The organism is Lysobacter sp. (assembly GCA_013141175.1).
Lineage (GTDB): Bacteria > Pseudomonadota > Gammaproteobacteria > Xanthomonadales > Xanthomonadaceae > Lysobacter_I.
Genome location: JABFRN010000001.1, coordinates 1,761,088 through 1,783,242 on the forward strand (window position 1 = coordinate 1,761,088; position 22,155 = coordinate 1,783,242).

General features: G+C 66.2%; 24 protein-coding genes. 9 read left to right on the forward strand and 15 right to left on the reverse strand.

Features of this window, described 5'->3' with window-relative positions; all coding sequences use genetic code 11:
- Positions 1-136 precede the first annotated feature (136 nt).
- Both HOP03_07910 and HOP03_07915 read left to right on the forward strand, forming a co-directional pair.
- Positions 137-1,474, forward strand: a complete 1,338-nt coding sequence (locus tag HOP03_07910) for an APC family permease (protein NOT88092.1) — start codon at positions 137-139, stop codon at positions 1,472-1,474.
- 603 nt (positions 1,475-2,077) lie between these two features.
- On the forward strand, positions 2,078-3,562 hold the full coding sequence (locus tag HOP03_07915) for a hypothetical protein (GenBank protein NOT88093.1): 1,485 nt from the start codon (positions 2,078-2,080) through the stop codon (positions 3,560-3,562).
- Positions 3,563-3,661: 99 nt separating this feature from the next.
- Here the strand turns inward: HOP03_07915 and HOP03_07920 are convergent, their stop codons facing one another.
- From HOP03_07920 to HOP03_07970, 11 genes are all read right to left on the reverse strand, one after another.
- On the reverse strand, positions 3,662-4,390 hold the full coding sequence (locus tag HOP03_07920; protein ID NOT88094.1) for a hypothetical protein: 729 nt from the start codon (positions 4,388-4,390) through the stop codon (positions 3,662-3,664).
- Positions 4,391-4,393: 3 nt separating this feature from the next.
- Positions 4,394-5,644: an ammonium transporter gene (locus HOP03_07925; GenBank protein ID NOT88095.1), complete on the reverse strand. Its 1,251-nt coding sequence runs from the start codon at positions 5,642-5,644 to the stop codon at positions 4,394-4,396.
- A gap of 182 nt (positions 5,645-5,826) precedes the next feature.
- The gene (locus HOP03_07930) at positions 5,827-6,912 is read right to left on the reverse strand and encodes a methyltransferase (GenBank protein ID NOT88096.1); all 1,086 of its coding nucleotides are present in this window, start codon (positions 6,910-6,912) and stop codon (positions 5,827-5,829) included.
- Positions 6,913-7,074: 162 nt separating this feature from the next.
- Entirely contained in the window at positions 7,075-7,425 is a 351-nt protein-coding gene (locus HOP03_07935; GenBank protein ID NOT88097.1) for a hypothetical protein, read from the reverse strand.
- Positions 7,426-7,427: 2 nt separating this feature from the next.
- Entirely contained in the window at positions 7,428-8,150 is a 723-nt protein-coding gene (locus HOP03_07940) for a glycosyltransferase family 2 protein (protein ID NOT88098.1), read from the reverse strand.
- On the reverse strand, positions 8,147-8,443 hold the full coding sequence (locus HOP03_07945) for a type II toxin-antitoxin system RelE/ParE family toxin (protein NOT88099.1): 297 nt from the start codon (positions 8,441-8,443) through the stop codon (positions 8,147-8,149). The genes HOP03_07940 and HOP03_07945 overlap by 4 nt, the downstream gene beginning before the upstream one ends.
- A 3-nt stretch (positions 8,444-8,446) precedes the next feature.
- On the reverse strand, positions 8,447-8,731 hold the full coding sequence (locus HOP03_07950) for a ribbon-helix-helix protein, CopG family (GenBank protein NOT88100.1): 285 nt from the start codon (positions 8,729-8,731) through the stop codon (positions 8,447-8,449).
- Between the two features lie 54 nt (positions 8,732-8,785).
- Positions 8,786-9,703: a ParB/RepB/Spo0J family partition protein gene (locus tag HOP03_07955; protein ID NOT88101.1), complete on the reverse strand. Its 918-nt coding sequence runs from the start codon at positions 9,701-9,703 to the stop codon at positions 8,786-8,788.
- Positions 9,700-10,521, reverse strand: a complete 822-nt coding sequence (locus tag HOP03_07960; protein ID NOT88102.1) for a ParA family protein — start codon at positions 10,519-10,521, stop codon at positions 9,700-9,702. The genes HOP03_07955 and HOP03_07960 overlap by 4 nt, the downstream gene beginning before the upstream one ends.
- Positions 10,522-10,627: 106 nt before the next feature.
- The gene (rsmG, locus tag HOP03_07965; GenBank protein NOT88103.1) at positions 10,628-11,284 is read right to left on the reverse strand and encodes a 16S rRNA (guanine(527)-N(7))-methyltransferase RsmG; all 657 of its coding nucleotides are present in this window, start codon (positions 11,282-11,284) and stop codon (positions 10,628-10,630) included.
- A 7-nt stretch (positions 11,285-11,291) separates the two neighbouring features.
- Positions 11,292-11,921 carry a 4'-phosphopantetheinyl transferase superfamily protein gene (locus HOP03_07970; protein NOT88104.1) on the reverse strand — a complete coding sequence of 210 codons (630 nt, stop codon included), beginning with the start codon at positions 11,919-11,921 and terminating at the stop codon, positions 11,292-11,294.
- Positions 11,922-12,049: 128 nt separating this feature from the next.
- Between HOP03_07970 and HOP03_07975 the strand changes: the two genes are divergently transcribed.
- Together HOP03_07975 and HOP03_07980 are read left to right on the forward strand one after the other, a co-directional pair.
- A complete protein-coding gene (locus HOP03_07975; protein ID NOT88105.1) occupies positions 12,050-13,435 on the forward strand; it encodes an acyl-CoA synthetase in 1,386 nt (461 codons plus the stop codon).
- Positions 13,436-13,496: 61 nt separating this feature from the next.
- On the forward strand, positions 13,497-13,898 hold the full coding sequence (locus HOP03_07980) for a hypothetical protein (GenBank protein ID NOT88106.1): 402 nt from the start codon (positions 13,497-13,499) through the stop codon (positions 13,896-13,898).
- A 350-nt stretch (positions 13,899-14,248) separates the two neighbouring features.
- On the opposite strand, the gene xth is transcribed toward HOP03_07980, so the two are convergent.
- The gene (gene xth / locus HOP03_07985; GenBank protein NOT88107.1) at positions 14,249-15,022 is read right to left on the reverse strand and encodes an exodeoxyribonuclease III; all 774 of its coding nucleotides are present in this window, start codon (positions 15,020-15,022) and stop codon (positions 14,249-14,251) included.
- Between the two features lie 188 nt (positions 15,023-15,210).
- Positions 15,211-16,113, reverse strand: coding sequence for a LysR family transcriptional regulator (locus tag HOP03_07990; protein ID NOT88108.1), 903 nt, complete (start codon positions 16,111-16,113; stop codon positions 15,211-15,213).
- Positions 16,114-16,275: 162 nt separating this feature from the next.
- Between HOP03_07990 and HOP03_07995 the strand changes: the two genes are divergently transcribed.
- Positions 16,276-16,788 carry an SRPBCC family protein gene (locus tag HOP03_07995; protein ID NOT88109.1) on the forward strand — a complete coding sequence of 171 codons (513 nt, stop codon included), beginning with the start codon at positions 16,276-16,278 and terminating at the stop codon, positions 16,786-16,788.
- Between the two features lie 55 nt (positions 16,789-16,843).
- Here the strand turns inward: HOP03_07995 and HOP03_08000 are convergent, their stop codons facing one another.
- Complete coding sequence (locus tag HOP03_08000; protein NOT88110.1) at positions 16,844-18,388, reverse strand: coniferyl aldehyde dehydrogenase; 1,545 nt, start codon at positions 18,386-18,388, stop codon at positions 16,844-16,846.
- A 45-nt stretch (positions 18,389-18,433) separates the two neighbouring features.
- Between HOP03_08000 and HOP03_08005 the strand changes: the two genes are divergently transcribed.
- The 4 genes from HOP03_08005 to HOP03_08020 are packed head-to-tail and all read left to right on the forward strand — an operon-like array spanning position 18,434 to position 21,687.
- On the forward strand, positions 18,434-18,994 hold the full coding sequence (locus tag HOP03_08005) for a gamma carbonic anhydrase family protein (protein NOT88111.1): 561 nt from the start codon (positions 18,434-18,436) through the stop codon (positions 18,992-18,994).
- Position 18,995: 1 nt separating this feature from the next.
- Positions 18,996-20,018, forward strand: a complete 1,023-nt coding sequence (locus HOP03_08010) for a DUF2157 domain-containing protein (GenBank protein NOT88112.1) — start codon at positions 18,996-18,998, stop codon at positions 20,016-20,018.
- Positions 20,015-21,100 carry a DUF4401 domain-containing protein gene (locus tag HOP03_08015; protein ID NOT88113.1) on the forward strand — a complete coding sequence of 362 codons (1,086 nt, stop codon included), beginning with the start codon at positions 20,015-20,017 and terminating at the stop codon, positions 21,098-21,100. The genes HOP03_08010 and HOP03_08015 overlap by 4 nt, the downstream gene beginning before the upstream one ends.
- Positions 21,097-21,687 carry a GDYXXLXY domain-containing protein gene (locus tag HOP03_08020; protein NOT88114.1) on the forward strand — a complete coding sequence of 197 codons (591 nt, stop codon included), beginning with the start codon at positions 21,097-21,099 and terminating at the stop codon, positions 21,685-21,687. The genes HOP03_08015 and HOP03_08020 overlap by 4 nt, the downstream gene beginning before the upstream one ends.
- A 131-nt stretch (positions 21,688-21,818) precedes the next feature.
- Here HOP03_08020 and HOP03_08025 read toward each other — a convergent pair whose 3' ends face one another.
- A complete protein-coding gene (locus HOP03_08025; GenBank protein NOT88115.1) occupies positions 21,819-22,100 on the reverse strand; it encodes a YkgJ family cysteine cluster protein in 282 nt (93 codons plus the stop codon).
- Positions 22,101-22,155 lie beyond the last annotated feature (55 nt).

Consider the following 22,155-nt stretch of genomic DNA (forward strand, 5'->3'; position numbering starts at 1 on the left):
TGCGAAGCCGCTTCCGATCGTTGATCGCGGCTTGCGCCGCTCCTACAGGTGCTGTCCCATGGATTTCGGTTCGCGCACTCGTCAAACCGCAGCGCGCGTGCGAGGCTTCGCGCTTCGCTTGCCGCAGGCCACGCCCATGTCCGAACCCGCATCCATCCGCCCGCTCGAAGGCGATGCCGCGCTGATCCGTGCGGTCGGCACATTCGCGCTGACGGCGGCGGTGATCAACGTGATCATCGGCGGCGGCATCTTCCGCATGCCGTCGTCGCTGGCGGCGCAGATGGGCAGCGCGGCGCCGCTGGCGCTGTTGGCCGGCGCATTGGCCATCGTGCCGGTGGCGCTGTGCTTCGCCGCGATCGGCAGCCGCACCCAGGCCACCGGCGGGCCGTACACCTATCTGACCGCGGTGTTCGGGCCGTTCGCGGGCTTCCTGGCCGGTGCGCTGATGTGGATCAGCAATATCGCATCGAGCGCCGGTGTCGCCGCTGCGCTGTCGGTGCAGGTGGCCACGCTGGTGCCGGCGTTCGCGGACACCTATGCGCGCGCCGGACTGCTGACGGCGGTCTATCTGCTGCTGTTCGCGTTGAATGCGTTCGGCGTGAAGCTCGGCGCGCGCGCGATCGCGGTGCTGGCGACGCTGAAACTGCTGCCGCTGTTCCTGCTCGCCGGCATCGGCGTGTTCTTCGTCGATTGGAGCCAGGTCAGTTTCTCGTTCGGCGATGTGCCGTCGGTGTCCGCGCTGGGCGCGTCGATGGTGCTGGTGATGTTCGCCTACTCCGGCATGGAAACCGCGCTGGTGCCCTCGGGCGAACTGCGCGACCCCGCGCGCAACGTGCCGCGCGCGACCATCGCCGCGATCCTGCTGGTGGTGCTGCTGTATCTCGGCCTGCAGATCGTCGGCCAGGGCCTGCTCGGTCCGACACTGGCCGAGAGCGGCGTGCCGATCGCCGATACCGCCGCTGCGCTGTGGGCGCCGGGACGCACGCTGCTGCTGATCACCGCCTGTATTTCGATGAGCGGTTTTCTGCTGGGCAATCTGCTCGGCACTTCGCGGCTCGTGTTCGCGCTGGGACGCGACGGCTATCTGCCGCGCGCCTTCGGTCGCGTCACCGCGACGCATCGCGTGCCGCTGCTCGCGCTGGCGGTGCATGCGGGATTCGCCTGGGCGCTCGCGCTGGGCGGCACGTTCGATGCGCTGGCGCTGATTTCCGGCGGCGCGATCTGCCTCACCTACGGTTTCGTCAGCCTCGCCGCGTGGCGCGCGCAGCGCATCGACCTGCGCCAGAACGGCGCCGCGCCGTTCGTGATCCCCGGTGGTCCGCTGATCCCTGCCATCTCGCTGCTGGCGATGCTGGCCATCACCGCGACCTTGACCGCCAAGGAATGGAGTGCGATCGGCATCGCTCTGGCCGCGCTGATCGCGATCTACGGCCTGCTGCGCGTGCTGCGCCGCACACCGGCGACACCCGCCTGATCGATTCCGGGGTCACGACTTTCTGAACGGACGCGACGGGCGTCGCAATGTGCTTTTCGGCACGATGGCCGTCCGTCGTCGCGTTGCGCATTTCCGGCTGCGAGGAGTAGGCTGACTGCGGACTCCGGCATGAATGCTGGGGCCGTCGACAACGGTCGCAGGCCGGGGTGAACGAACAAGGAACGCGACAACGTCGCGAGTTCGAGGAGACGAGCGATGCATGCATACGGATACGCAGGCTGCCGGTCCTGCAATGCGCGGACAGACGCATCGATGCGCGGGTCATGCCTGCATGGATCGAGCCTGCGTGGATCAAGACCGCGTCGATCAAGCCCGTATGGATCAAGCCGCCGCGCGCGAATCCGCGCAGCACGTCGTGCACGCGCCCGGGCGATGCCACCGGGCATGCACGTCCCCTCCGTTTCGATGAACGCCACGACATGGTCGCGGGCCGTGCGCCCGCATTCGCATTCGCACAGATACCGTCGTCCCGCGATCACGGCGCAAGGCCGGAATCGCTGACTGTATCGCGGATCCCATCTTGGATCCGCTTCCAGCCGACGGTGCATTGCGCGCCATCGGCGCAACCCCAGGAGAGCTGTCATGAAAACAAGGATTCGCACTCGCCATTCGTTGTCTGTCGGTGTACTCGTCGCGCTCGCGGCGTTGCCGGGATCGGCATTCGCGCAGAGCTGGGAAGTGTATTCAGGCCTCAACCCGCATCGGGAACAATTGCACGGCGTCGCCGATGTGCAGTTCTGCGCGGGCGGCGGCCAGGTGGCGACCGGCACGCAGACCGTTCCGCCGACCGTGGGCGGGTTCAACAACATCGTCGTTGAGCGCAAGAACGCCGCGAACCCCATCGCCGGGCCGTGGCGTTTCAGCTACGACAGCGGTCGCTCCGAAGAGGGGCGCGGCATCGTCGAATACACCGACGGCACCGGCTTCGCGGTGGTCGGCACGTTCGATGCGCTGACCACGCCGGTTCAAACCCATCTGACCATCAGCAAGGTCGATTGCAACGGCAACATGGTCTGGCACCGCAGCTACGGCACCACCGCCGGCAAGCACACCGCCTGGGACATCATCCGCGCGACCACCGGCGACGGCGCGTTCGGCACGGCGGCGGGCGATCTGATCGCATTGGCCGAATACAACACCGGCACCGTGAACTACGTGCGCGTGGTCCGCATCAGGAGCAACGGCACGCTGATCTGGACGCGCGATTACGCCGTGCCCACCGCCACCGCGCAATTGACCGGTCGCGGCATCGCCGAAGTGGAAACGCCCTCGCTTGCCGACAACCTGGTGGTCGCGGGCGGCTACGGCAACAATGCGGCGGTCTTCCAGATCGACGGCAACAATGGCGCCTACATCTGCGGCTCGCAGTTGCCGGGTTTGGGCCTGTCGCGCTTCAACGACATCACCCGTCACGGCGGCACCCCCACCATCGCCTCGGGCTTCACGGCCGTCGGCGAAACCCGCACCACCAGCGCGGCGCTGCCGCAGGCCTACGTCGCCAGTTATCGCAGCACCGGCTGCGCGCTGCAGCGGCAAGTCCACTGGGGCACGCCCAATGAAAGCGAGACCGCGCAGGCGGTGACCACCACCCGCGCCACCACCTTCAGCACAGTGCCGAGCGGGCAACTGCTGATCGCCGGCAACATCACCGGCGCGTATCTGGGCGTCAGCAGCCGCGACGTGTGGACGCACCTGATGGTGCCGATCAATCTCACTCCCTACATCGCGGGCGGATACACCGGGCAACGCTACGGCACCCAGGGTGCCGGGCTCGCCGGTGCCGAAACGGTGGCGGACGTGGCCGAAAGCAGCAACGGCGCGCATTTCGTCGGCATGACGACCAGCAACTGGGATGGCTTGGCCGATCCTGCCGACGGCTACTCGGTGCGGATGGGCTTCAGCGGCATGAAGACGCTGTGCAGCGTGCCGTGGAGCGGCGCCGTCACCGCGCTGACGCCGTACACGGCACTGGTGGTGACGCCGACGCCGATCTCGCCGTCCACGCAGTTCAACCCGCTGCCGCCCGTCGCGCTGCCGGCTGCGCTGTGCTGCGGTATCGGGCCGTGAATCGGCGTTGATGGTCGTTGATCGCCTGCGCAACGGGCGATGATGACGATGCAACTGCTATCCATGCGAATCCGGCTTCGGCCGGATTCGCTTTCCGGGCTACAGCAGCATCTGCGGCGAGAACATCGACGCTTCCGGCAAACGTTCCGCATCGCTCGCGGCCTGCGCCAGCAGGCGATCGGCCTGCATCGGGCCGAGCAGGTCGGCGGCGAGCAGATACAGCAGATGGGCGAGCGGACGAAGATCGTCCTGTGACTGGAGTTTCGGCAACGCAGCGGAGGCGAAGCGCGCTTCCGCCCAGCGTTCCAGGATCCGATGCAGTTCCTGTTCGCGACCGGCGGATGCGACGGCAAGAGCGCCGACCGCCTGCATCAGCACGCCCGGATGACGATCGGCCTTGGCCAGGATCGCGGTGGCGATCGCCTGCGCGAAGGTCTTGAACACGATCAGTTCCGGCGGCTCCATGCGCGCCGTTGCCGCCACTTCGACTGGCGGCGATGCGGCAATGGCCTGCACCGCCGACGGCTCGATGGTGGTCGCCGGCATCCAGGCATCCGGCACCCGAGGCAGGTTTTCGTAGGTCTGGGTCAGGCCGTGGAACAGGCGTCGCTGGAAGGTCGATCGCTGCTGCGCATCGAAGCCTGCATTCTTCGCCACGACCGCCGCGAAACGGGTGACCACGAAATGCGCCTCGTGGCTGTGATCGCGCTGCCACAGATCGAAAAAACGGCGGACGTCCTGCGGATCGGGGAACGTGTCGTGCAGCGCGTGATAGATCACCCGCCGCCGATAGTTCAGGCCCATGCTGGTGTTGTCGTTGGCCACCATCGATCAGGCCTCGCCGCCCAGATCGCGATGCGTGCGCGACGCCATGAATTCGCCGTAGCCGATTTCGTAGTGCTCGGTGTAGTCGAGGCCGCGCTGTTCGTGCTCGGTGCTGGCGCGCACGCCGATCGTCATCGCGAGCAACTTGTAGAGGCCCCAGCCGATGGTGAAGGCCCATCCGGCGGCGACGAAGGCGCCGAGCGCCTGCACCCCGATCTGGTGGAGGTCGAACAGATGGTCGCGCATGAACATGCCGGTGGCGATGGTGCCCCACAGGCCACAAAAACCATGCACGGACACCGCGTCGACCACGTCGTCGATCTTCATCCGCTGCAGCATCGCCGGGCCGACCACCGCGATCATGCCGCCGACCAGGCTGGTGACGATGGCGAAGCCGGGATCCATGTATTTCGCGCCCGCCGTGACCGCGACCAGGCCGCCGAGCGCACCGTTGAGCACGGCCGACATCAGCAGCGGACGGCGATGGATGGACAGCGTCAACATCGCGCCGACGATGCCCGCAGCCGCGCCGAGATGGGTGTTGAGCACGATCACGCCGAGATCCTTGAAATCCGGATCTGCGGCGCCGCCGTTGAAGCCCAGCCAGCCCACCCAGAGCAGGAACGCGCCCAGCGCCGCCAACGGCAGGTTGTGGCCGGGGATCTCGCGGACCTCGCCGGTGCGCGAGAAACGTCCGAGGCGCGGCCCCAGCACCACCAGCGCGCCGAGCGCGGTGAAGCCGCCGATCACGTGCACGGCGGAACCGCCGGCGGTATCGAGGAAGCCCATCCCGCGCAGCCAGCCCGGATTGTCGGCGGTGCCGCCCCAGACCCATGCGCCGTAGATCGGGTAGATCACGCAGACCATGATCGCGGTGCCGACCAGATACGGCATGAAGCGGATGCGCTCGGCCACCGCGCCGCTGATGATGGTCGCGGCGGTGGCGGCGAAGAAGGTCTGGTAGAGCACATTCACCAGCGAGGTATCGCCGCCGCCGCTGGGAAAGAAGTCGCTGGTGCCGACCATGCCGTTCCAGTTCAGGCCGAACATCAACCCGAAGCCCACCGCCCAGTACGCCAGCGAGGCGATGGCGCAGTCGGTGAAATTCTTCATGATCACGTTGACCGCGTTCTTCGCGCGGCAGAACCCGCTTTCCAGCAGCGCGAAGCCCGGTTGCATCATCAGCACCAGTCCGGCGCAGGTCGCGATCCAGACCGAGTGCACGATTTCTTCGGTCGACGTCTGCGCGCAGGCCATGCCCGGCGTCAATGCCGCAACCACCAAACCCCACCGATGCCAGCGAGCCATGATTTCCCCAGGTTGTCAGGCCTCTCCCCAGAGGCCGGATCGAGACTACACCAATCGCCGTCGACATTGAGGCCATCGAAGGGGGCCCGCGCGCGGGCCGCGCTCGAATCGACCCCGATCGATCGGCCTGCTCAGAACCAGTCCTGCCCGCCTCCGTCGCGCGTCGCCAACAGTAGAGAGCCTTTGCCGTCTTCCGCCATGTCCACCCGGCGGATCGAGCGGCATCCGCCATCGCGCAGCCAGGCCTGCAGAAGCTCGGGGCGCTGCAGCGTGGTGCCGACCTCGACCAGCAGGGTCAGCAGGAACGATGCCGCGTAGCGTCCCGGATTGATCGGGTCGGCCGGGTCGTGGAAATACTCGTGGACCACGATCAGCCCGCCGGGCTTCAGCGCGTCCAGCGCACGGCGGACGATGTCCTGTGCATCGGCTTCGGTCTGGTTGTGCAGCACCGACAGCAGCAGGACGACATCGAATTTGCCGCCATCGCTTCCGGTGCCGAAATCGTCGGCGACCGCATCGCCGGCACGCAGGGTCATCCGCGCCTGCAGGCCATGCTGTTCGATCACGCGCGGAGTCTGGGTGAGGCTCTCGGCCAGATCGAACACGGTCGCGTGCAGCCGTGGATGACGCAGGCACAGGGAGGCCGCGTGCAGGCCGTGCGAGCCGCCGATGTCAAGCAGTTGGCGCGCGTCGGCCGGGATGTCGATGTGCTGCAGGAGATCGTCGGAAAAATAACCGGCGAAGGCTTCCATGTAGCGCGAGAACAGCGCGCCCATGCCGGGCCTGCGCGTCATCGTGGCCCACATCGATTCGGCCGGTTGTCCCTGGCGGATCGCATCCGTCAATCCGGTCATCAGCTTCATCGCCTCCGCATTCCACAGCAGACCCGGGGTGAGATCCGCCGCCGCCGCCGGCGTGAAATACCGTTCGATGAACGGCGCGTTGCGGTAGGTGCCATCGCTGTTGCGGATGAGCAGGTCGAACGATGCCAGGGCATGGAACAGGCTTTGCATGCCTTGCGCACTCGTATCCAGCCCCAGCGCCGCATCCAGCGAGGAAGCCGGCTGTCGATGCAGGAAATGGAACACGCCGAGTTCGGCCGCCGAAGTCATCGCCGCGCTCTTCACCATCGGCAGGTAGGCCGACATCATCGGGAAGGCGGTGGGCGGCTGCTCGATGGACGGCTCAGCCAGCGTCGGTGATGCGTCGTTCGACATGTGCGCTCACGAAGGTTGAATACGAAGACGCATTCCAGGCATGGCCTGGAACGCGGCGCGGTGATCCGGCGGCGGCCGTTCGGTGCGGAGAAACCCCGGTGTTTCGATTGCAGCGGCATCCATGTCGTCCGTCCTTGGCCTCAACCACCGTCCGTGTTGCGGTCAGTGCGTGTTCCTGTCGCGATGCCAGCCGCGATGCTTGATGTCCAGATACAGGCTGTAGCAGGCGGTGAAGGCCGGGAACAGATTCTGGATGATGCCGACCGAGTCCTGCTTCGAAGAAAAGATGAAGTAGCTGAGCGTCATCAGGCTGCCGACGATGCTCATGTACCAGAACAGCCGCGGGATCACCGGCTTGCCCTGGCGTTTGCTGGCGATGAACTGCACCAGCCAGCGACCGCCGAACATCAGCGCGCCGGTGAGGCCGATCAGCTTCCACGGGCTCATGTGCAGCCCGGTCCACGCCAGCCACGGGATCGGCGAGTTCATGATGTCCACGGCGACGGGATCCATGCCTACAGCTCTTCGACGGCGGTGCGCTTGCTGCGCACTATCAGCCAGGCCACGCCGCGCAGATCGCGCAGGCCGACGAGGGCGCGGTTGAGATTGTTGTACTTCGATACGCCGCTGGCGCGGTGGCGGTGGTTCACCGGCACGCTGACCGTCTTCCAGCCCGCGCGCTGCATCAGCGCCGGCAGATAGCGATGCATGTGGTCGAAGTACGGCAGGTCGAGGAAGGCATCGCGCTCGAACAGTTTGATGCCGCAGCCGGTGTCGGGCGTGGCATCGCGCAGCATGCGGCTGCGGATCGCATTCGCGAACTTCGAGGCCCAGCGCTTGCTGCCGGTGTCCTTGCGGTTCACGCGCCAGCCGGCGAACAGTTTCACGTCGGCGGCGGATTCGTCGCGCTTGGCGAGCAGCTTCGGGATATCGGCCGGATCGTTCTGGCCGTCGCCGTCGAGGGTCGCGATCCACGCGCCGCGCGCCTGCTTCACCCCGTTGCGCACGGCGGTGCTCTGCCCGCTCTGGCTGATGTTCTTGATCACGCGCAGCTCGGGCACGTCGGCCTTGAGCGCCTTCAGCACGTCGAGCGTGTCGTCGCGCGAGCAGTCGTCGACATAGACGATCTCGAACGTGATCAGGCCGCGCAGCGCAGTCACGATTTCTTTGATCAGCGGCGTGACGTTGTCGCGCTCGTTGAACACGGGGACGACGACGGAGAGGTGGGGCTGGGTCATGGGCGGTGGTATCCGGATTCTTTCTGCGAACGGACGGCGAGGATTCTCACCAGATCCTTCGGTTCGTCGTAACTGTAAAGGGCGATATAGCCGCGCATGCCGCGTCCGATCACCAGCTCGCGGCATCCATCCGCAGTGGGGCGGCCGATCAGCGGATTGGCGGCCAGCACATCAATCGCAGCGATCAGGCCCGCCAAGCGCACGGCGTCGTCTGTCGCAGCATGCTCGCGAAGATGGGCGAGGATACGTAGAAAGTCCGTACCGACCTCGTTCGCGAAGTAGATCGCCGCCAAAAGTCACGCCCCGATCCGTTTCGGCTCGGGCAACGGCAAGTCTTCGCCCGCCATCCGTGCGTTGAGATACTGCTTCATGTCTTCCCACGGAATTCCCATGCCGGTGTCGAGCATGCGTGCGAGTCGTTCCTGCGCCTCGGCGTGGAACGCCTGCCGCCGTTCCAGCGCGTCGGCTTTTTCGGTGATGGCATCGAGGATCAAGCCATGCGTCGACAGGCCCTCGTATTCCGCGAGCTTGGCCAACCGCGACTTCAGATCATCGGGGATGCGAATCGTGGTGGTGGACATGGCGACGTCTCGGCGCGTGGATGAGGCGAATGTAGCACAAGCGTGCTACAGCGCTTATCCGCGCGCCTTCAACCGCTCCAGCACGCCGTCCAGCGTGTCCAGATCGGTGTAGTGGATCACCAGCCGGCCCTTGCCGCCGCGACCGTGCAGCACGTTGACCTTGGTGCCCAGGGATTCGGAGAGGTCGCGCTCCAGGGCGACGATGTCGGCCTGCGGTTTGGCTTTGGCGCCGTTGGTTTTCGCCTTGGTGCCCGAAGGGATCTGGCCGGCGCTGTACTGCTGCACGCGGTGTTCGACTTCGCGCACCGACCAGCCGAGTTCGGCGGCCTGGCGTGCCAGCGCGATCGCGGCCTGCGGCGCCAGCGACAGCAGCGCGCGGGCGTGGCCCATTTCCAGTGCGCGGGTTTCCACCAGCGTGCGGATGTCGGCCGGCAGTTCCAGCAGGCGCAGCAGGTTGGAGACCGCCGCGCGCGAGCGGCCGACCGCTTCGGCGGCCTGCGCGTGGGTGAGGTCGAATTCGTCGATCAGCCGCTGCAGCGCCTGCGCTTCTTCCAGTGGATTGAGATCTTCGCGCTGGATGTTCTCGATCAGCGCCATCGCGACCACGGTACGGTCGTCGACCACGCGGATGACGACCGGCAGTTCGGTCAGGCCGGCCTGCTGCGAAGCGCGCCAGCGGCGTTCGCCGGCGATGATCTCGTAGACCTTGCCGCCCTTGTCCTTGTCGATTTCGCGCACGACGACGGGCTGGATCACGCCCTGCGCCTTGATCGATTCGGCCAGCTCGGTGAGCTTGCCCGGGTCCATCGCGCGTCGCGGCTGGTATTTGCCCGGCGTCAGCGCATCGATCGGCAGCATCCGCAGCGTGTCGGCGGGCGTGGCTTCCAGCGCGGGTGCCGCAGCGGCGGCCTTGGGGCCGAGCAGGGCTTCCAGGCCGCGGCCGAGGCCACGCGGCTTCTTCGCAGCAGTCATGCACGAGTCTCCGAGGTGATGGTGCGCGGATTGCCGGGGCCGGCTTTTTGCGCGCGCTCGCGCTGGTGGCGGATGATTTCGCCGGCCAGCCCGAGGTATGCGATGGCCCCGCGCGATCCCTTGTCGTAACCGACGATGCTCTGGCCGTGGCTGGGCGCCTCGGCCAGGCGCACGTTGCGCGGAATGATGGTGCGGAACACCTTGTCGCCGAAGTGCGAGGTGAGGTCCGCCGAGACCGCGTTGGCGAGGTTGTTGCGCACGTCGAACATGGTGCGCAGCACGCCTTCGATCTCCAACGCCGGATTGAGCTTGGCCTTGAGCGCGTCGATCGTCTGCAGCAAAGCGCTGAGGCCTTCGAGCGCGTAGTACTCGCACTGCATCGGCACCAGGATCGAATCGGCGGCGGTCAATGCGTTGAGCGTGAGCAGCGACAGCGCCGGCGGGCAGTCGACCAGGATGAAGTCGTAGCGTTCGCGCAGCGGTTCCAGCGCGCGCCGCAGCCGCTGTTCGCGACCGGGCTCGTCCATCAGCTCGATCTCCGCGGCGGTCAGGTCGCTGTTGCCGGGCATCAGGTCGAAGCCTTCGGGCGTACGCACGATCACGTCGGCGGCGTGCCTCTCCTCCAGCATCACGTCGCAGGTGGAGCCGGCCAGCTCGCGCTTGTCGATGCCGCTGCCCATGGTGGCGTTGCCCTGGGCGTCGAGATCGACCAGCAGCACGCGCTTGGGCGCCTGCGCCAGTGCGGCGGCGAGATTGACCGAGGTGGTGGTCTTGCCGACTCCGCCTTTCTGGTTGGCGATGGCGATGATGCGGGCCATGGTGGGGTCCGGAAGTCTCGGGTTGTCTGGGTGGAGCCGGGATGCCAGCGTCGATGGCGACGCGGGCCGAACCGCAGATTATGCCCGTTGCCGGCCGCGGCTGCCGTCAGCCGATGGTCGATTTCGTCCTGCCGACCGCCACCAGATGCCGATCTGCGTCCAGGCCGGGCACGATCAGGGGATGGATCTCCCGCAGCGCCCAGCCTGCGGGCAGGGCCGCGATCTCGTCGTCGGGGCGGGCGCCCTTCATCGCCAGCAGCACGCCTTCCGGTGCCAGCAGATGCCCGCCCAGCGCCAGGATCTGCGGCAGGGTGGCCAGGGCGCGGGCGGTGATCGCCATGAATGCCCCAGGACGGTTCAGGGCCTCGATCCGCGATTCGGCCACTTCGGCATTACCCAGGCCCAGGGTCCGGAGCGCCTCGCGCATGAACCGGGCTTTCTTGCCGTTCGATTCCACCAGGGTCACGTGCAGCCCCGGCACCGCGATCGCCAGCGGAATGCCCGGCAGTCCCGGCCCGGTGCCGAGATCGGCCAGGGTCGGCGCCGAAGCGACGAACGGCGCCATCGCCAGCGAGTCCAGCAGATGCTTGGTCACCATCTCGCGCGGGTCGCGGATGGCGGTGAGGTTGTAGGTGGCGTTCCAGCGCAGCAGCAGCGCCAGGTACCGCGCCAGCGGTTCGGCCAGCGCCGGCTCGAGGTGCAGCGCCTGCAGGCCGGCATCCAGATCGTTGCGGGCGGCGGCGGGGAGATCGTGGGTCGTCATGCGTGAATTATGCGCGACGCGATTTTGTGGAAGGGGTTTCGGCCCCGATCGCATCCGGGGCTGAAGCCCCTCCCGCAACAGCCCGCCAGGCCAGCGTCGCCAGATACCCCGGTACCGGCGACCACGCATCGAGTCGCCAATCGTTCGTGGCGCCCAGCGCCGGGTCGCAGCCGGCCAGTTGCGGCGCAGCCTCGTTGTCGTCGAGAACGAAGCGCAGTTTCTCCAGCCCGAACGACAGGCCGCGACCGTGCGCCTTCAGCAGCGCCTCCTTCGCGCACCACAATCGGGTGAAGGCGTGCTGCAGGTGCGCGGGGTCGTCGGCCAGCGTCGTCAGCCACGCGGTTTCCTCCGGCGCGAAGAACCGCCTCGCCAGCGCCAGCGCTTTCGGGCGAGGCCGCAGCAGTTCGATGTCGATACCGACCCGGCCGTCGTCGACGCAGGCGGCGATCAGCCAGTCGCCGCTGTGGCTCCAGTTGAGGTCCACGTGATGGCCGCCGCCGTCCAGATGCGGTCGGCCGTAGCCATCGCGGGTCAGCGCCAACGCGTGCGCTGGTAGATTCCACAGCGCGCCGAGCCATGCGCGTACCGGTGGTTCGGCGCGGTCGCCGCGACGATACGGCCACCATGCGCATTGCACGGGGCCGAAAGTTGCGGTGTTCGCCGATCGATTCAAGGGTCGTACGGTTTGAGGGCGGTTGGGCCGCCAGCGTAAGCTAAGCCCGAAGCCGGGACACGATGGCCGGACATGGCGGGAGCAGCGAACGAATGTCGGCAGCGATCGAAACCCACGGAACCCGCGCGAACGCAGGGGCGTCGTCCCCGCGCCGGGTCGCCCTCGCCGAAGGTCCCGCCGACCGCAGCTTCGCCTTCGATGCCCACGGCCGCATCGCCCTCGGCGGCTTTCTCGCCGATGTGCGCGGTGTCGCCGCCGGGCTGCCCGAAGCGGGCTGTGCGATCAATCTCTGCGAAGACCGTTACCGCTTTCTGGTCGCGTTCTGCGCGGTCGCGCTGCGCGGCCAGATCAATCTGCTTCCGCCCTCGCGCGCGCCGAACGCGATCGAAGATGTCCGCCGGCAGTATCCGGACAGTTACTGCATCAGCGACGTCGCGCTGTCGCCCGCACCGCCGCAGCTGCATGTGTTGCCCGAACCGCTTCCTGCACTGGACGGGCCAGCACCCGAAGTCGACGCCGACGCGCTGGCGATGATCGGCTTCACTTCCGGCAGCACCGGCACGCCGAAAGCCAATCCGAAAACCTGGGCCAGCCTGCGCATCAGCACCGCGCAGAATGTCGCCGCGCTGCGCCATCTGTGGCCCGATGATCATGCGGCCGGGGAAGGCATCCTGCCGGTCGTCGCCACCGTGCCGCCGCAGCACATGTACGGCATGGAGCTGTCGGTGCTGTTGCCGCTGCTGGCGCCGGTCGCGGTGCACGGCGGTCGCCCGTTTTTCCCCGAGGACGTCGCCAGCGCATTGCGCCACGCCGATGCGCGCGCGCTGCTGGTGACCACGCCGGTGCATCTGCGCGCATTGGTGGAATCCGGCATCGCATGGCCGCCGCTGGCGGGGATCGTCACCGCGACCGCGCCGTTGCCGCAGGCCCTGGCCGCCGCTGCCGAGCAGCGCTTCGGCTGCGAAGTGCGCGAGATGTTCGGCGCCACCGAGATCTGCATCGTCGCCCATCGCCGCACCGCGCACGAAGACGCATGGCACGCCTATCCCGGCGTGCGACTGCATCCGCAGCCCGACGGTACCCTGGTGGAAGCGCCGCATCTGCCCGCGCCGGTGGCCCTGGCCGACCTGGTCGAACTGCACACCGGCAACACTTTCGTGCTGTGCGGCCGTCAATCCGATCTGCTGGAAATCGCCGGCAAGCGCGCGTCGCTGGGCGACCTCACCCGCCGCCTGCAGTCGGTGCCCGGCGTGATCGACGCCGTGGTGCTGCAGCTCGATCCCTGCGACAACACCGGCGTGCGCCGCATCGCCGCGCTTGCGGTCGCGCCGGGCTTGGACGAAGCCACGATCCTGCAGGCGTTGCGACAGAGCGTCGACCCGGTGTTCCTGCCGCGCCGCCTGCGCATCGTCGAAGCGCTGCCGCGCAACGACACCGGCAAGCTGCCGCGCGAGGCCCTGCTGCGGCTGCTGGCGTGAATGGCGGACCGGGATCGCTGCGCTATGATCGCGGCCGATCAATCCCGAACGAGGACGACACATGACAGGCGCAGGCGGCACTCCCGGCGGTGTGGGGCAGTTCTTCATCGGTCTGATGTGCGCGGTGGCCGGCGGCTGGTTGCTGACCAACCAGGTCCAGGTCACCTCCGGCGGCTTCTGGAGTTTTTACGGCGTCAGCAGCTTCGGCCTGTCGCTGATTCCGTTCCTCGTCGGCACCGGCATGATCTTCTTCAACGGCAAGTCGATACTCGGCTGGCTGCTGCTGGCGGCGGGCATCACCATCATCATCGTCGGCGTACTCGCCAACCTGCGCATCTATTTCCAGCCCACCAGCCTGTTCAATACGCTGATGATGCTCGGGCTGCTGGCCGGCGGTATCGGCGCGATGGCGGCGGCGCTGCGGGTCAAGCCGACGCCGGAGAAATCGAAGAGTGAGACATAGGGTGCGCCTGGGCGCACCGGCTTTTGCACGATCGGGTAGCGGGTGGTGCGCCTCGGTATGAGGTATCCCCGTTTTTTCCCATGAAAACAAAACGGATCGATTGATCGGCAGTCACCGTTCCTTTACCCGTCGTTCCCGCGAACGCGGGTACCCGGTGTATTTGCGCTGCGCAGAAGCTGAAAGTCGCTGGATCCCCGCGTTCGTGGGGATGACGACGGTTTTCGAAATGCTCGAAAACATGGGGATACCTCAGGTCTTGGGGCACCGGCTTTTGCATGATCGGGTAATGGGTGGTGCGCCAAGGCGCACCCTATGAAGCGTGTGCTTGAAGTCGCTTGATTCGCATGCGCTCAGCCCGCGAGCTGCACCCACACCGGCGCATGATCGCTGGGCCGCTCCCACGTCCGCGGCACGCGGTCGATATCCGCAGCATTCGCCTTGTCGCGCAGCGCGTCCGAAATCAGGGTCAGATCGATACGCAACCCCAGGTTGCGGCGGAAACCGGCCTGGCGGTAATCCCACCAGCTGAAGAAACCGCCTTCGCCGTGATGCAGTCGGTAGGCGTCGTGCAGACCCAGATCGAGCAGCCGCTTCAGCGCCGCGCGCTCGGCGGTGGAGGTGAGGATGCTGTCGTCGTTCCACACCGCAGGATCGTGCACGTCGCGATCGTCCGGCGCGATATTGAAATCGCCCATCACCACCAGCTGCGGGTGCTTGCGCATTTCATCCGCCAGCCAACCATGCACGGCATCGAGCCAGCGCAGCTTGTAGTCGTATTTCTCGGTGCCGATGTCCTGGCCGTTGACCACGTACAGATTGACGATGCGCACGCCGTTGACGGTCGCGGCGATCGCGCGGCGCTGGGCGTCGTCGAAATCGGGGATACCGATGGTCACATCCTCCAGCGCATGCCCGCGCGCGAGCAGCGCCACGCCGTTGTAGGTCTTCTGCCCGGCGAACACGCTGCGGTAGCCCAGCCCTGCGAGCACCGCGTCTGGAAAGCGGTTGTCCTCGAGCTTGGTCTCCTGCAGCCCGACCACATCCGGCTGCGCATCCTGCAGCCACTGTTCCAGATGCGGCAGGCGCACGTTGAGCGAATTGACGTTCCAGCTGGCGATTTTCATGCGTGTGATGTCTTGTCGGGCGCCGATGCGTCGGCGGGTCGTGCGGACGATCTTGCCACGCGGCAACGGATCGATGGGAGTGCCTTCGCCAGCTCGCATCGGTTCTTCCAACGGATCATGCGTTGAAGCATGACGCCGGCATCAACTACGGAATGAAACGATAGTCCAATTTGAAAGTTGATTCCGGCTCAAGCTTCCTTCCGCAGAAGATCAGCGAAGAAGTCGAGGAACTTCGATACCCGCGCAAGCCGCGATGTCCCCTTGGGCATCAGTGCGTACACGTCCATACTGGCGAAACGGTGCTGCGGCAACACGCGCACCAGCGTTCCTGCTTCGACAGCGGCAATCAGTTCCTTTTCCGGCCGCAGACCGATACCGAGACCGGCATACATGGCATCCGCAAGCACACGACTATCGTCGGCTTCAAAGTTGCCCGTGACATGCACGGATTCGACATTGCCGTGCTTGTCGATCAGGCGCCATTCGTTCTGAGGGGGATTGGAAGTGATCCGCAGGCACACGTGCTCCGACAGATCGGATGGTGTTTTCGGTTTTCTTCTCGACACGAAGTAATACGGTGCCGCTGCCAGAGCCCATGACACCGAGTGCAAACGACGCGCATTCAACCGGCTGTCTCTTGGCGGCCCCACATGGACCACGACATCGAATCCACCGCCGATGGGATCAACGGGCGTGTTTACGACCAGCATTTCAAGTCGAAGTTCAGGGTTGGCTTCGAGAAAAGTCGCAATCCCGCCCAGAATTCCGGGGCTGCATGCGCCGCCGGGCATGGCCACGCGGAGCGTGCCCTGCACTCCGTTCAGACCTGACCGGATCGTATCTTCCGCAGCCTTCAGTTCTTCAAGCGCGCGCCGTGCATGCGCATAGAGCACGCGTCCTTCGGCGGTCACGGACACGGCGCGCGTCGAACGGCGCAGCACCTTGATGCCCAGATTCTGTTCCAGACGGATCATGCGACGGCTGACGGCGTTCGTCGTCAGCTGCATCAATCGTGCCGCAGATGACAGGCTGCCGGTTTCCACCACCAACGCGAATGTCTTCAGTTCGTCCAGATTGTCGAGGGCCTGCATTGTCACCTCACAGGTGAATAAATATCTCTCAATTATCAACTACCGGGACACGAGTGTACCGCGAATAATGTTGCTGTGTTCAACGGCGAGCGGATGATGGAAATGTCGATCCGTCGATGTGGGCGCAATACGTTTTCGTCGATTTTTAAGGAATTTCACAGCATGAAAATCATCACAGAGATCGTCGTCGACAAGCCCGTACGCATGGTTTGGGACGTACTGGGAAATCAATTCGGCAATGCCCATGTTTGGGGAAGCGCGCTGATCCATACCGAAGGCAGCGGCAGACAGTTGAGCGGACAGGTTTGCGAGAGCAGAACCTGCGACATCAAGGGGATGGGTCGTATCCGCGAGAATTTGCTGGAGTTCGACCCGGAGAATTTCGCGTTGAAGTACGAAGTAGTGCAAGGCTTTCCGTTTTTCGTCGAACGCGGCGTCAATCTGTGGACGTTGACGGAAGAAGGCGCCGCGACCCGGGTCAGATCCGTCGCCGAGATCACGACCAAAGGCATCGTCGGCGCGATGATGGCGCCGATGATGAAGATGCAGATGACCGGGCTCATGCAGAAGCTGGTCGAAGACCTGAAGCACTATGTGGAAACCGGCATGCCACACCCGCGAAAACTGAAAGCGTTCGCCTCCAGAAAGCCAGCCAAAGGCCTGGAAGCGAGGTGATTCGTACTGCAGTCAACGGCGGGTGATCGGGTCAGCGCTGAACAGCTGCGGCAGTCTATCCTGCCAGCATGCGGATCATCCGATCGATTTTCCCGCGATACGGCGGCTTGATGAAATCGGTCGCGGTGAATCGCGCCTGCCACAGCACCGGCATCGCCTTGGTGAAGGCGTCGAAGCCGGCGCGGCCGTGGTACTGGCCCATGCCGCTGGGACCGATGCCGCCGAACGGCAGATTGCTCGCGGCGAAATGCAGCAGGGTGTCGTTGACGGTGACGCCGCCGGCGATCAGTCGCGACAGAATGGTTTCGACGACGCTGCGGTCGTAGCTGAAGGGATACAGCGCCAGCGGCCGGTCGTGGCGTTCGACGTAAGCGAGCGCATCGTCGAGCGTCGCATAGCCGTGGATCGGCAAAATCGGCCCGAAGATTTCGTCCTGCATCACTTTCGCATCGTCGCCGGGTTCGATGATCAGCGTCGGCGGAATCAGGTGTTCGGCGTCGGCGCGCGACGCATCGATGCCGGCGAGTTCGATCACCGTCAATCCGCGCGTGCGCGCATCGTCGATGTAACCGCGCAGGCGCCGGTACTGGCCTGCGTTGATCACGCGGGTGTAATCGTCGGCCGCGCCCATGTCCGCACCGTAGCGTGCCTGCACCTGCGTGCGCAGTGCGTCGACCAGCGCATCGCGGCGCGCGGCGTCGATCAGGATGTAATCCGGCGCGATGCAGGTCTGGCCACCGTTGAACCACTTGCCGCTGGCGAGTCGCGCGGCGGCCTGTTCGATCGGGAAATCGGCGGCGATGATCGCGGGCGATTTGCCGCCGAGTTCGAGCGTGAGCGGGGTGAGATTCGGCGCGGCGGCGGCCATCACCTTGCGCCCGACCGCAGTGGAACCGGTGAAGACCAGATGATCGAACGGCAGCGCCGAGAACGCCGCGCCCAGTTCGGCACCGCCCAGCGCGACTGCGACGCGATCGGCCGGAAACACATCGGCCAGCAGCCGCTGCAGCCAGGCGCTGGTCTGCGGCGTGTGTTCGGACGGTTTCACGAACACGTGATTGCCGGCGGCGATGGCGGTCGCCAGCGGCACCAGCGCCAGATTCACCGGGTAATTCCACGGCGACATCACTCCGATCACGCCCACGGCTTCGTGCCGGATCCGCGCGCTGGCCGGCCACAGCCGCCAGCCCACGCTCGCGCGCTTCGGCCGCATCCAGCCGCGCAGATGGCGGCGCAGGTGATCGATCTCGCCGAGCACCGTCATGCCATCGGCCAACAATGTTTCGTGCGCGGAGCGGTGGCCGAAATCGGCGCGCACCGCCGCCTCCATCTCGCCCATCCGCGCCTTGAACGCCGCCTTCAGCCGCGCCAGATCGTCCATCCGCTGCGCGTAGCCGGGCTTCTTCGCTCGCCACGCCTTGCGCAGACGGTCGAGGGTGGGCGCGAGTTCGGCGATCTCGTCCGCAGGCGGCGCGCGCCCACCCGCCGGGATTGGCGCGTCGTGGTCGCTGCCGGCGGCGTTGATCGCGACATTGGCGGCGGTGATGGCTGCATTCGCGGCGATGGTGGCGGTCGTGGCCGCAGTGACGGTCGTGTTCATGGGGCGAGTTTAGAACGTGCCGCAGGGTCGTGCTTAAATGCGGCCATGACCGACGCCCACCCCCTCATCCGCCCCTACCTCCACCACCTGCCCGCGCTGGGCGAACGGGTCTACATCGATCCCGCCGCTGTCGTCATCGGCGACGTCGAACTGGGTGACGATGTCTCCGTGTGGCCCATGACGGCGATCCGCGGCGACGTGAATTTCATCCGCATCGGCGCACGTACGAACATCCAGGACGGCAGCATCGTCCACGTCAGCCACGACGGTCCGCACGCCAAGCTCGGCGGTTTCGCGACCCGGATCGGCAGCGATGTGACCATCGGCCACAAGGCGATCATCCATGCCTGCACCATCGAGGACGCGGCGCTGATCGGCATGGGCGCGATCATCCTCGACGGCGCGGTCGTGAAGACACACGCGTTCGTCGGCGCCGGTGCGCTGGTGCCGCCGGGCAAGGTCGTCGGCGAAGGCGAAATGTGGCTGGGCAGTCCGGCCAAGTTCGCGCGCAAGCTCAGCGAGGCCGAGATCGAAGCGCTGTACTACTCGGCGCAGCATTACGTGCGCTTGAAGGACGAATATCTGACGGGTCGGCCGAAGGCCTGACATGGGCGATTGGCAGCGCTGGCGGGAGACGGTCGCGGACCAGGCGCGGCTGCGCGAGTGGCGCCGCGACGGTGTGCTGGACGCGGCTGCGACCGCCGCCGCGCGCAAAACGCTGGGCCCCGCGCCGGATGCCGCGCTGTGGCGCTGGTTTCTGGATCGTCTGGCGCTGTGGCTGGGCGTGGCGCTGTGCGCGGCCGGGGTGATCTGTTTCATCGCCGCCAATTGGGAACACATCGGCAAATTCACCCGCCTGTACGGGATGCAGGCGCTGGTGATCGCTGCCGTCGCGGTGGCGGCGCGCTTGGGTCTCGCGCGGCTCGGCGGACAGGCGGCGCTGTGGCTGGCGATGGTGCTGCTGGGCGGACTGCTGGCGCTGATCGGCCAGACCTACCAGACCGGCGCCGACACCTGGGAATTGTTCACGCTGTGGGCGGCGTTGGCGCTGCCCTGGGCGTTCGCCGGACGGCATGCGGCACTCTGGCTGCTGTGGGTTGCGGTGGCGAACATCGCGCTGGGGCTGTGGGCCGACACGGCCGGCAGCGACTGGATGAACGACGAACGCAGCATGACCCTGGTGGGTCTGTTCGATCTCGCGCTGTATTGCCTCTGGAGTATCGCTGCGGCGCGCTGGGCCGAGTTCGCCGGCCATGCCGGGCCACGATTGCTGGCCGCCGCCGCCCTGTTCTGCCTGAGTCCGCCGGCCATCCTCGCCGCGATCGACCACGTGGCGCCGGAATTCGGATACGAACTCTGCGCATGGCTGGCCGCCATCGCGGTGCTGACCGCGTTCGAGTTGCGCCGTCGCCGCGATCGCGCGGTGTTCGCGATGCTGCTGGTGGCGGCGATCGGCGTGAGTACGGTCTGGCTGTACCGGCTGGCGACGTATTTCCTGTTCACCCGTCATGACGAACCGGCCGCACTGTGGCTGGTGTTGGCCATGGTGGTGGTGGGCGAAGCGACCGCGGGCGCGCTGTGGCTGCGACGGATGGACCAACAGATGGAACATCGCGAGGCGCGCGCATGAGCCTGCCGCACGAGACGCAAACGCTCTGGACACGTCTGCGCGCAGCCGGTGCGGTGGCCGGCGAAGCGCCCGCGCGCAACGACGGACTGCCGTGGTATCTGGCCGGTCTGATCGGCGTTTCCGCGTGGATCGCCGCGGGTCTGCTGTTCGGATTTTTCGCCACGCTGTTCGACCAGATCTGGAGGAGTCCTGACGTCGCCGTTGCAGCGGGTGCGCTGTGCATCGCCGCAGCGCTGGCCCTGCTGCGGATCGCGCGTGGCCGCGAATTTTTCGAACAGAGCGCCATCGCGCTGAGTCTGGTCGGCCAACTGCTGGTCGGCATCGGTTTCAGCGAATGGTTCGGCGATACCGCCGGTTGGGCCGGCAGCGCCGCCGTTGCGCTGGTGCTGTATGTATCGGGTGCGCAGACGATGCAGCGCTTCCTGTGCGGTGCGGTGTTCGCCGCAGCGGTGGTCGCGATCTGCAACGAACTCGATACCAGCGGTTACGGCCCATCGCGGATCACATTGCCGGTATTGGCATGGTTGGCATTCGCCGCGTGGTGGCGTGCGGAATACGAGGATCTGCGCACGTTGCCGGTGTCCCCGTTGGCGTGGGCGCTGAGTCTTGCGGCGCTGTCAATGGCCATCGTCGGCGACATGCTGTGGGCCGACAGCGCCGAAATTTGCGACTCGATGTTCCATGCTTGGGACGAGGACATCTACTCCGATTCCGACCCGTGCCTCCCGGCCTTCGGCTGGATCGAGCCTCTCGCCATGGCCATGCTGCTGCCGATGACAGCGCTGCGTCTGGCGGGGCCGTTTCGTCCGCTACCGCTGCTGTGCGCCATCGTGTTCGCACTGGTCTGGCGGCATGTGCCGGGAGTGAACCTCGGCGTGATGTTGATGCTGGTCGCATTCGCGTCCAACCGACCAGCGCTGCTTGCAATCAGCGCGATCGGCACGGCGTTCTATCTGGTCCGTTACTACTACCAGCTCGATGTGCCATTGCTGGAAAAATCGCAGTGGCTGCTGGCCGGCGGCGTCGTGCTGCTGACGATCCGCTTCGTGTTGATGCGCGCCGTACAGGGAGGCCGCACATGAAGCATTGGCGTTCGGTCCTGCTGTGGGGCGGTCTGCTGCTGGCACTGGTGGTGACCAATCACGGCATCGCCCAGCGCGAGCGGATTCTGTCCGATGGTCGCGTACTGCTGCTGGAACTGCAGCCGGTCGATCCGCGCTCGCTGATGCAGGGCGATTACATGGCGCTGCGGTTTGCGGTGGCGGAAGACATCAGAAAAATACTGGAAGAGGACTGCGCCGGGACGCGCGAGCAAAGCGCGCCAGGTGCGGGCAACACTGTCGCAGCGCTGAAGTGTTTTGGTGTTCATCATGATGGTGGCGGACCCCGGGTGCGCAAAGACGGTTACGCCGTGTTCGCACTCGATGCCGACGGCGCCGGCCGCTTCGTCCGCGTGCAGGCGACGCCGCGACCGGTCGCGCGCGGTGAAGTCGCGGTGCGTTATCGCCAGCGCAACTGGTGGGACATCCGCATCGCCAGCAATGCCTGGTTCTTTCCGGAAGGTCAGGCCGAGCGCTATGCGCCCGCGCACTACGGCGAATTGCGGGTGAACGACGACGGCGAGGCGTTGCTCACCGGCCTGCGCGACGACAAGCGCAAGCCGCTCTGAATCCGCAAAGCAGGGCAATCCATCCTGTGGGAGCGGCGGAAGCCGCGATCAATCGAATTCGGCGCTCTATCGCGGCTTCCGCCGCTGCCACAGAGAGATGGGTCATCGTGATCGCAGAGATCATTCGAGGATCACGGACGCGTCGCAATCTCCAACAGCGCCAACGCCGCCATCGCCTCGTCGCGCGAATGACCGCACATCTCCAGCTCCGGCCGCAGCGAGGCGCAGAACCCCGGACGCTCGGGCCGGCCGAACAACCGGCAGCGCAGATCGTCGTCCAGCTGTACGCATGGCATGCCGGCGGGTTTGCCGTGCGGCATGCCGGGAATCGGCGAGGCGATCGAGGGCGCGATGCAGCAGGCGCCGCAACCCGGGCGGCAGTCCATCGGCGGTGGCGGGTGTGCGGCGGCCATGGCGAAGATTCGTTTCGGAACGGTGGGAAATCAGCGGGTCGTCAAGGTAGAGTAA

Excerpts from the sequence above, each read along its gene's own strand:
- HOP03_07955 (NOT88101.1), bottom strand. The coding sequence starts at position 9,703 with ATGACTGCTGCGAAGAAGCCGCGTGGCCTCGGCCGCGGCCTGGAAGCC.
- HOP03_07935 (NOT88097.1), bottom strand. The coding sequence starts at position 7,425 with ATGGATCCCGTCGCCGTGGACATCATGAACTCGCCGATCCCGTGGCTG.
- HOP03_07910 (NOT88092.1), top strand. The coding sequence starts at position 137 with ATGTCCGAACCCGCATCCATCCGCCCGCTCGAAGGCGATGCCGCGCTG.
- HOP03_07940 (NOT88098.1), bottom strand. The coding sequence starts at position 8,150 with ATGACCCAGCCCCACCTCTCCGTCGTCGTCCCCGTGTTCAACGAGCGC.
- HOP03_08005 (NOT88111.1), top strand. The coding sequence starts at position 18,434 with ATGACCGACGCCCACCCCCTCATCCGCCCCTACCTCCACCACCTGCCC.
- HOP03_08020 (NOT88114.1), top strand. The coding sequence starts at position 21,097 with ATGAAGCATTGGCGTTCGGTCCTGCTGTGGGGCGGTCTGCTGCTGGCA.
- HOP03_07995 (NOT88109.1), top strand. The coding sequence starts at position 16,276 with ATGAAAATCATCACAGAGATCGTCGTCGACAAGCCCGTACGCATGGTT.
- HOP03_08000 (NOT88110.1), bottom strand. The coding sequence starts at position 18,388 with ATGAACACGACCGTCACTGCGGCCACGACCGCCACCATCGCCGCGAAT.
- HOP03_07950 (NOT88100.1), bottom strand. The coding sequence starts at position 8,731 with ATGTCCACCACCACGATTCGCATCCCCGATGATCTGAAGTCGCGGTTG.
- HOP03_07920 (NOT88094.1), bottom strand. The coding sequence starts at position 4,390 with ATGGTGGCCAACGACAACACCAGCATGGGCCTGAACTATCGGCGGCGG.
- rsmG (NOT88103.1), bottom strand. The coding sequence starts at position 11,284 with ATGACGACCCACGATCTCCCCGCCGCCGCCCGCAACGATCTGGATGCC.
- xth (NOT88107.1), bottom strand. The coding sequence starts at position 15,022 with ATGAAAATCGCCAGCTGGAACGTCAATTCGCTCAACGTGCGCCTGCCG.
- HOP03_07975 (NOT88105.1), top strand. The coding sequence starts at position 12,050 with ATGTCGGCAGCGATCGAAACCCACGGAACCCGCGCGAACGCAGGGGCG.
- HOP03_07960 (NOT88102.1), bottom strand. The coding sequence starts at position 10,521 with ATGGCCCGCATCATCGCCATCGCCAACCAGAAAGGCGGAGTCGGCAAG.
- HOP03_07925 (NOT88095.1), bottom strand. The coding sequence starts at position 5,644 with ATGGCCTGCGCGCAGACGTCGACCGAAGAAATCGTGCACTCGGTCTGG.
- HOP03_07990 (NOT88108.1), bottom strand. The coding sequence starts at position 16,113 with ATGCAGGCCCTCGACAATCTGGACGAACTGAAGACATTCGCGTTGGTG.
- HOP03_08025 (NOT88115.1), bottom strand. The coding sequence starts at position 22,100 with ATGGCCGCCGCACACCCGCCACCGCCGATGGACTGCCGCCCGGGTTGC.
- HOP03_07930 (NOT88096.1), bottom strand. The coding sequence starts at position 6,912 with ATGTCGAACGACGCATCACCGACGCTGGCTGAGCCGTCCATCGAGCAG.
- HOP03_07915 (NOT88093.1), top strand. The coding sequence starts at position 2,078 with ATGAAAACAAGGATTCGCACTCGCCATTCGTTGTCTGTCGGTGTACTC.
- HOP03_08010 (NOT88112.1), top strand. The coding sequence starts at position 18,996 with ATGGGCGATTGGCAGCGCTGGCGGGAGACGGTCGCGGACCAGGCGCGG.
- HOP03_08015 (NOT88113.1), top strand. The coding sequence starts at position 20,015 with ATGAGCCTGCCGCACGAGACGCAAACGCTCTGGACACGTCTGCGCGCA.
- HOP03_07980 (NOT88106.1), top strand. The coding sequence starts at position 13,497 with ATGACAGGCGCAGGCGGCACTCCCGGCGGTGTGGGGCAGTTCTTCATC.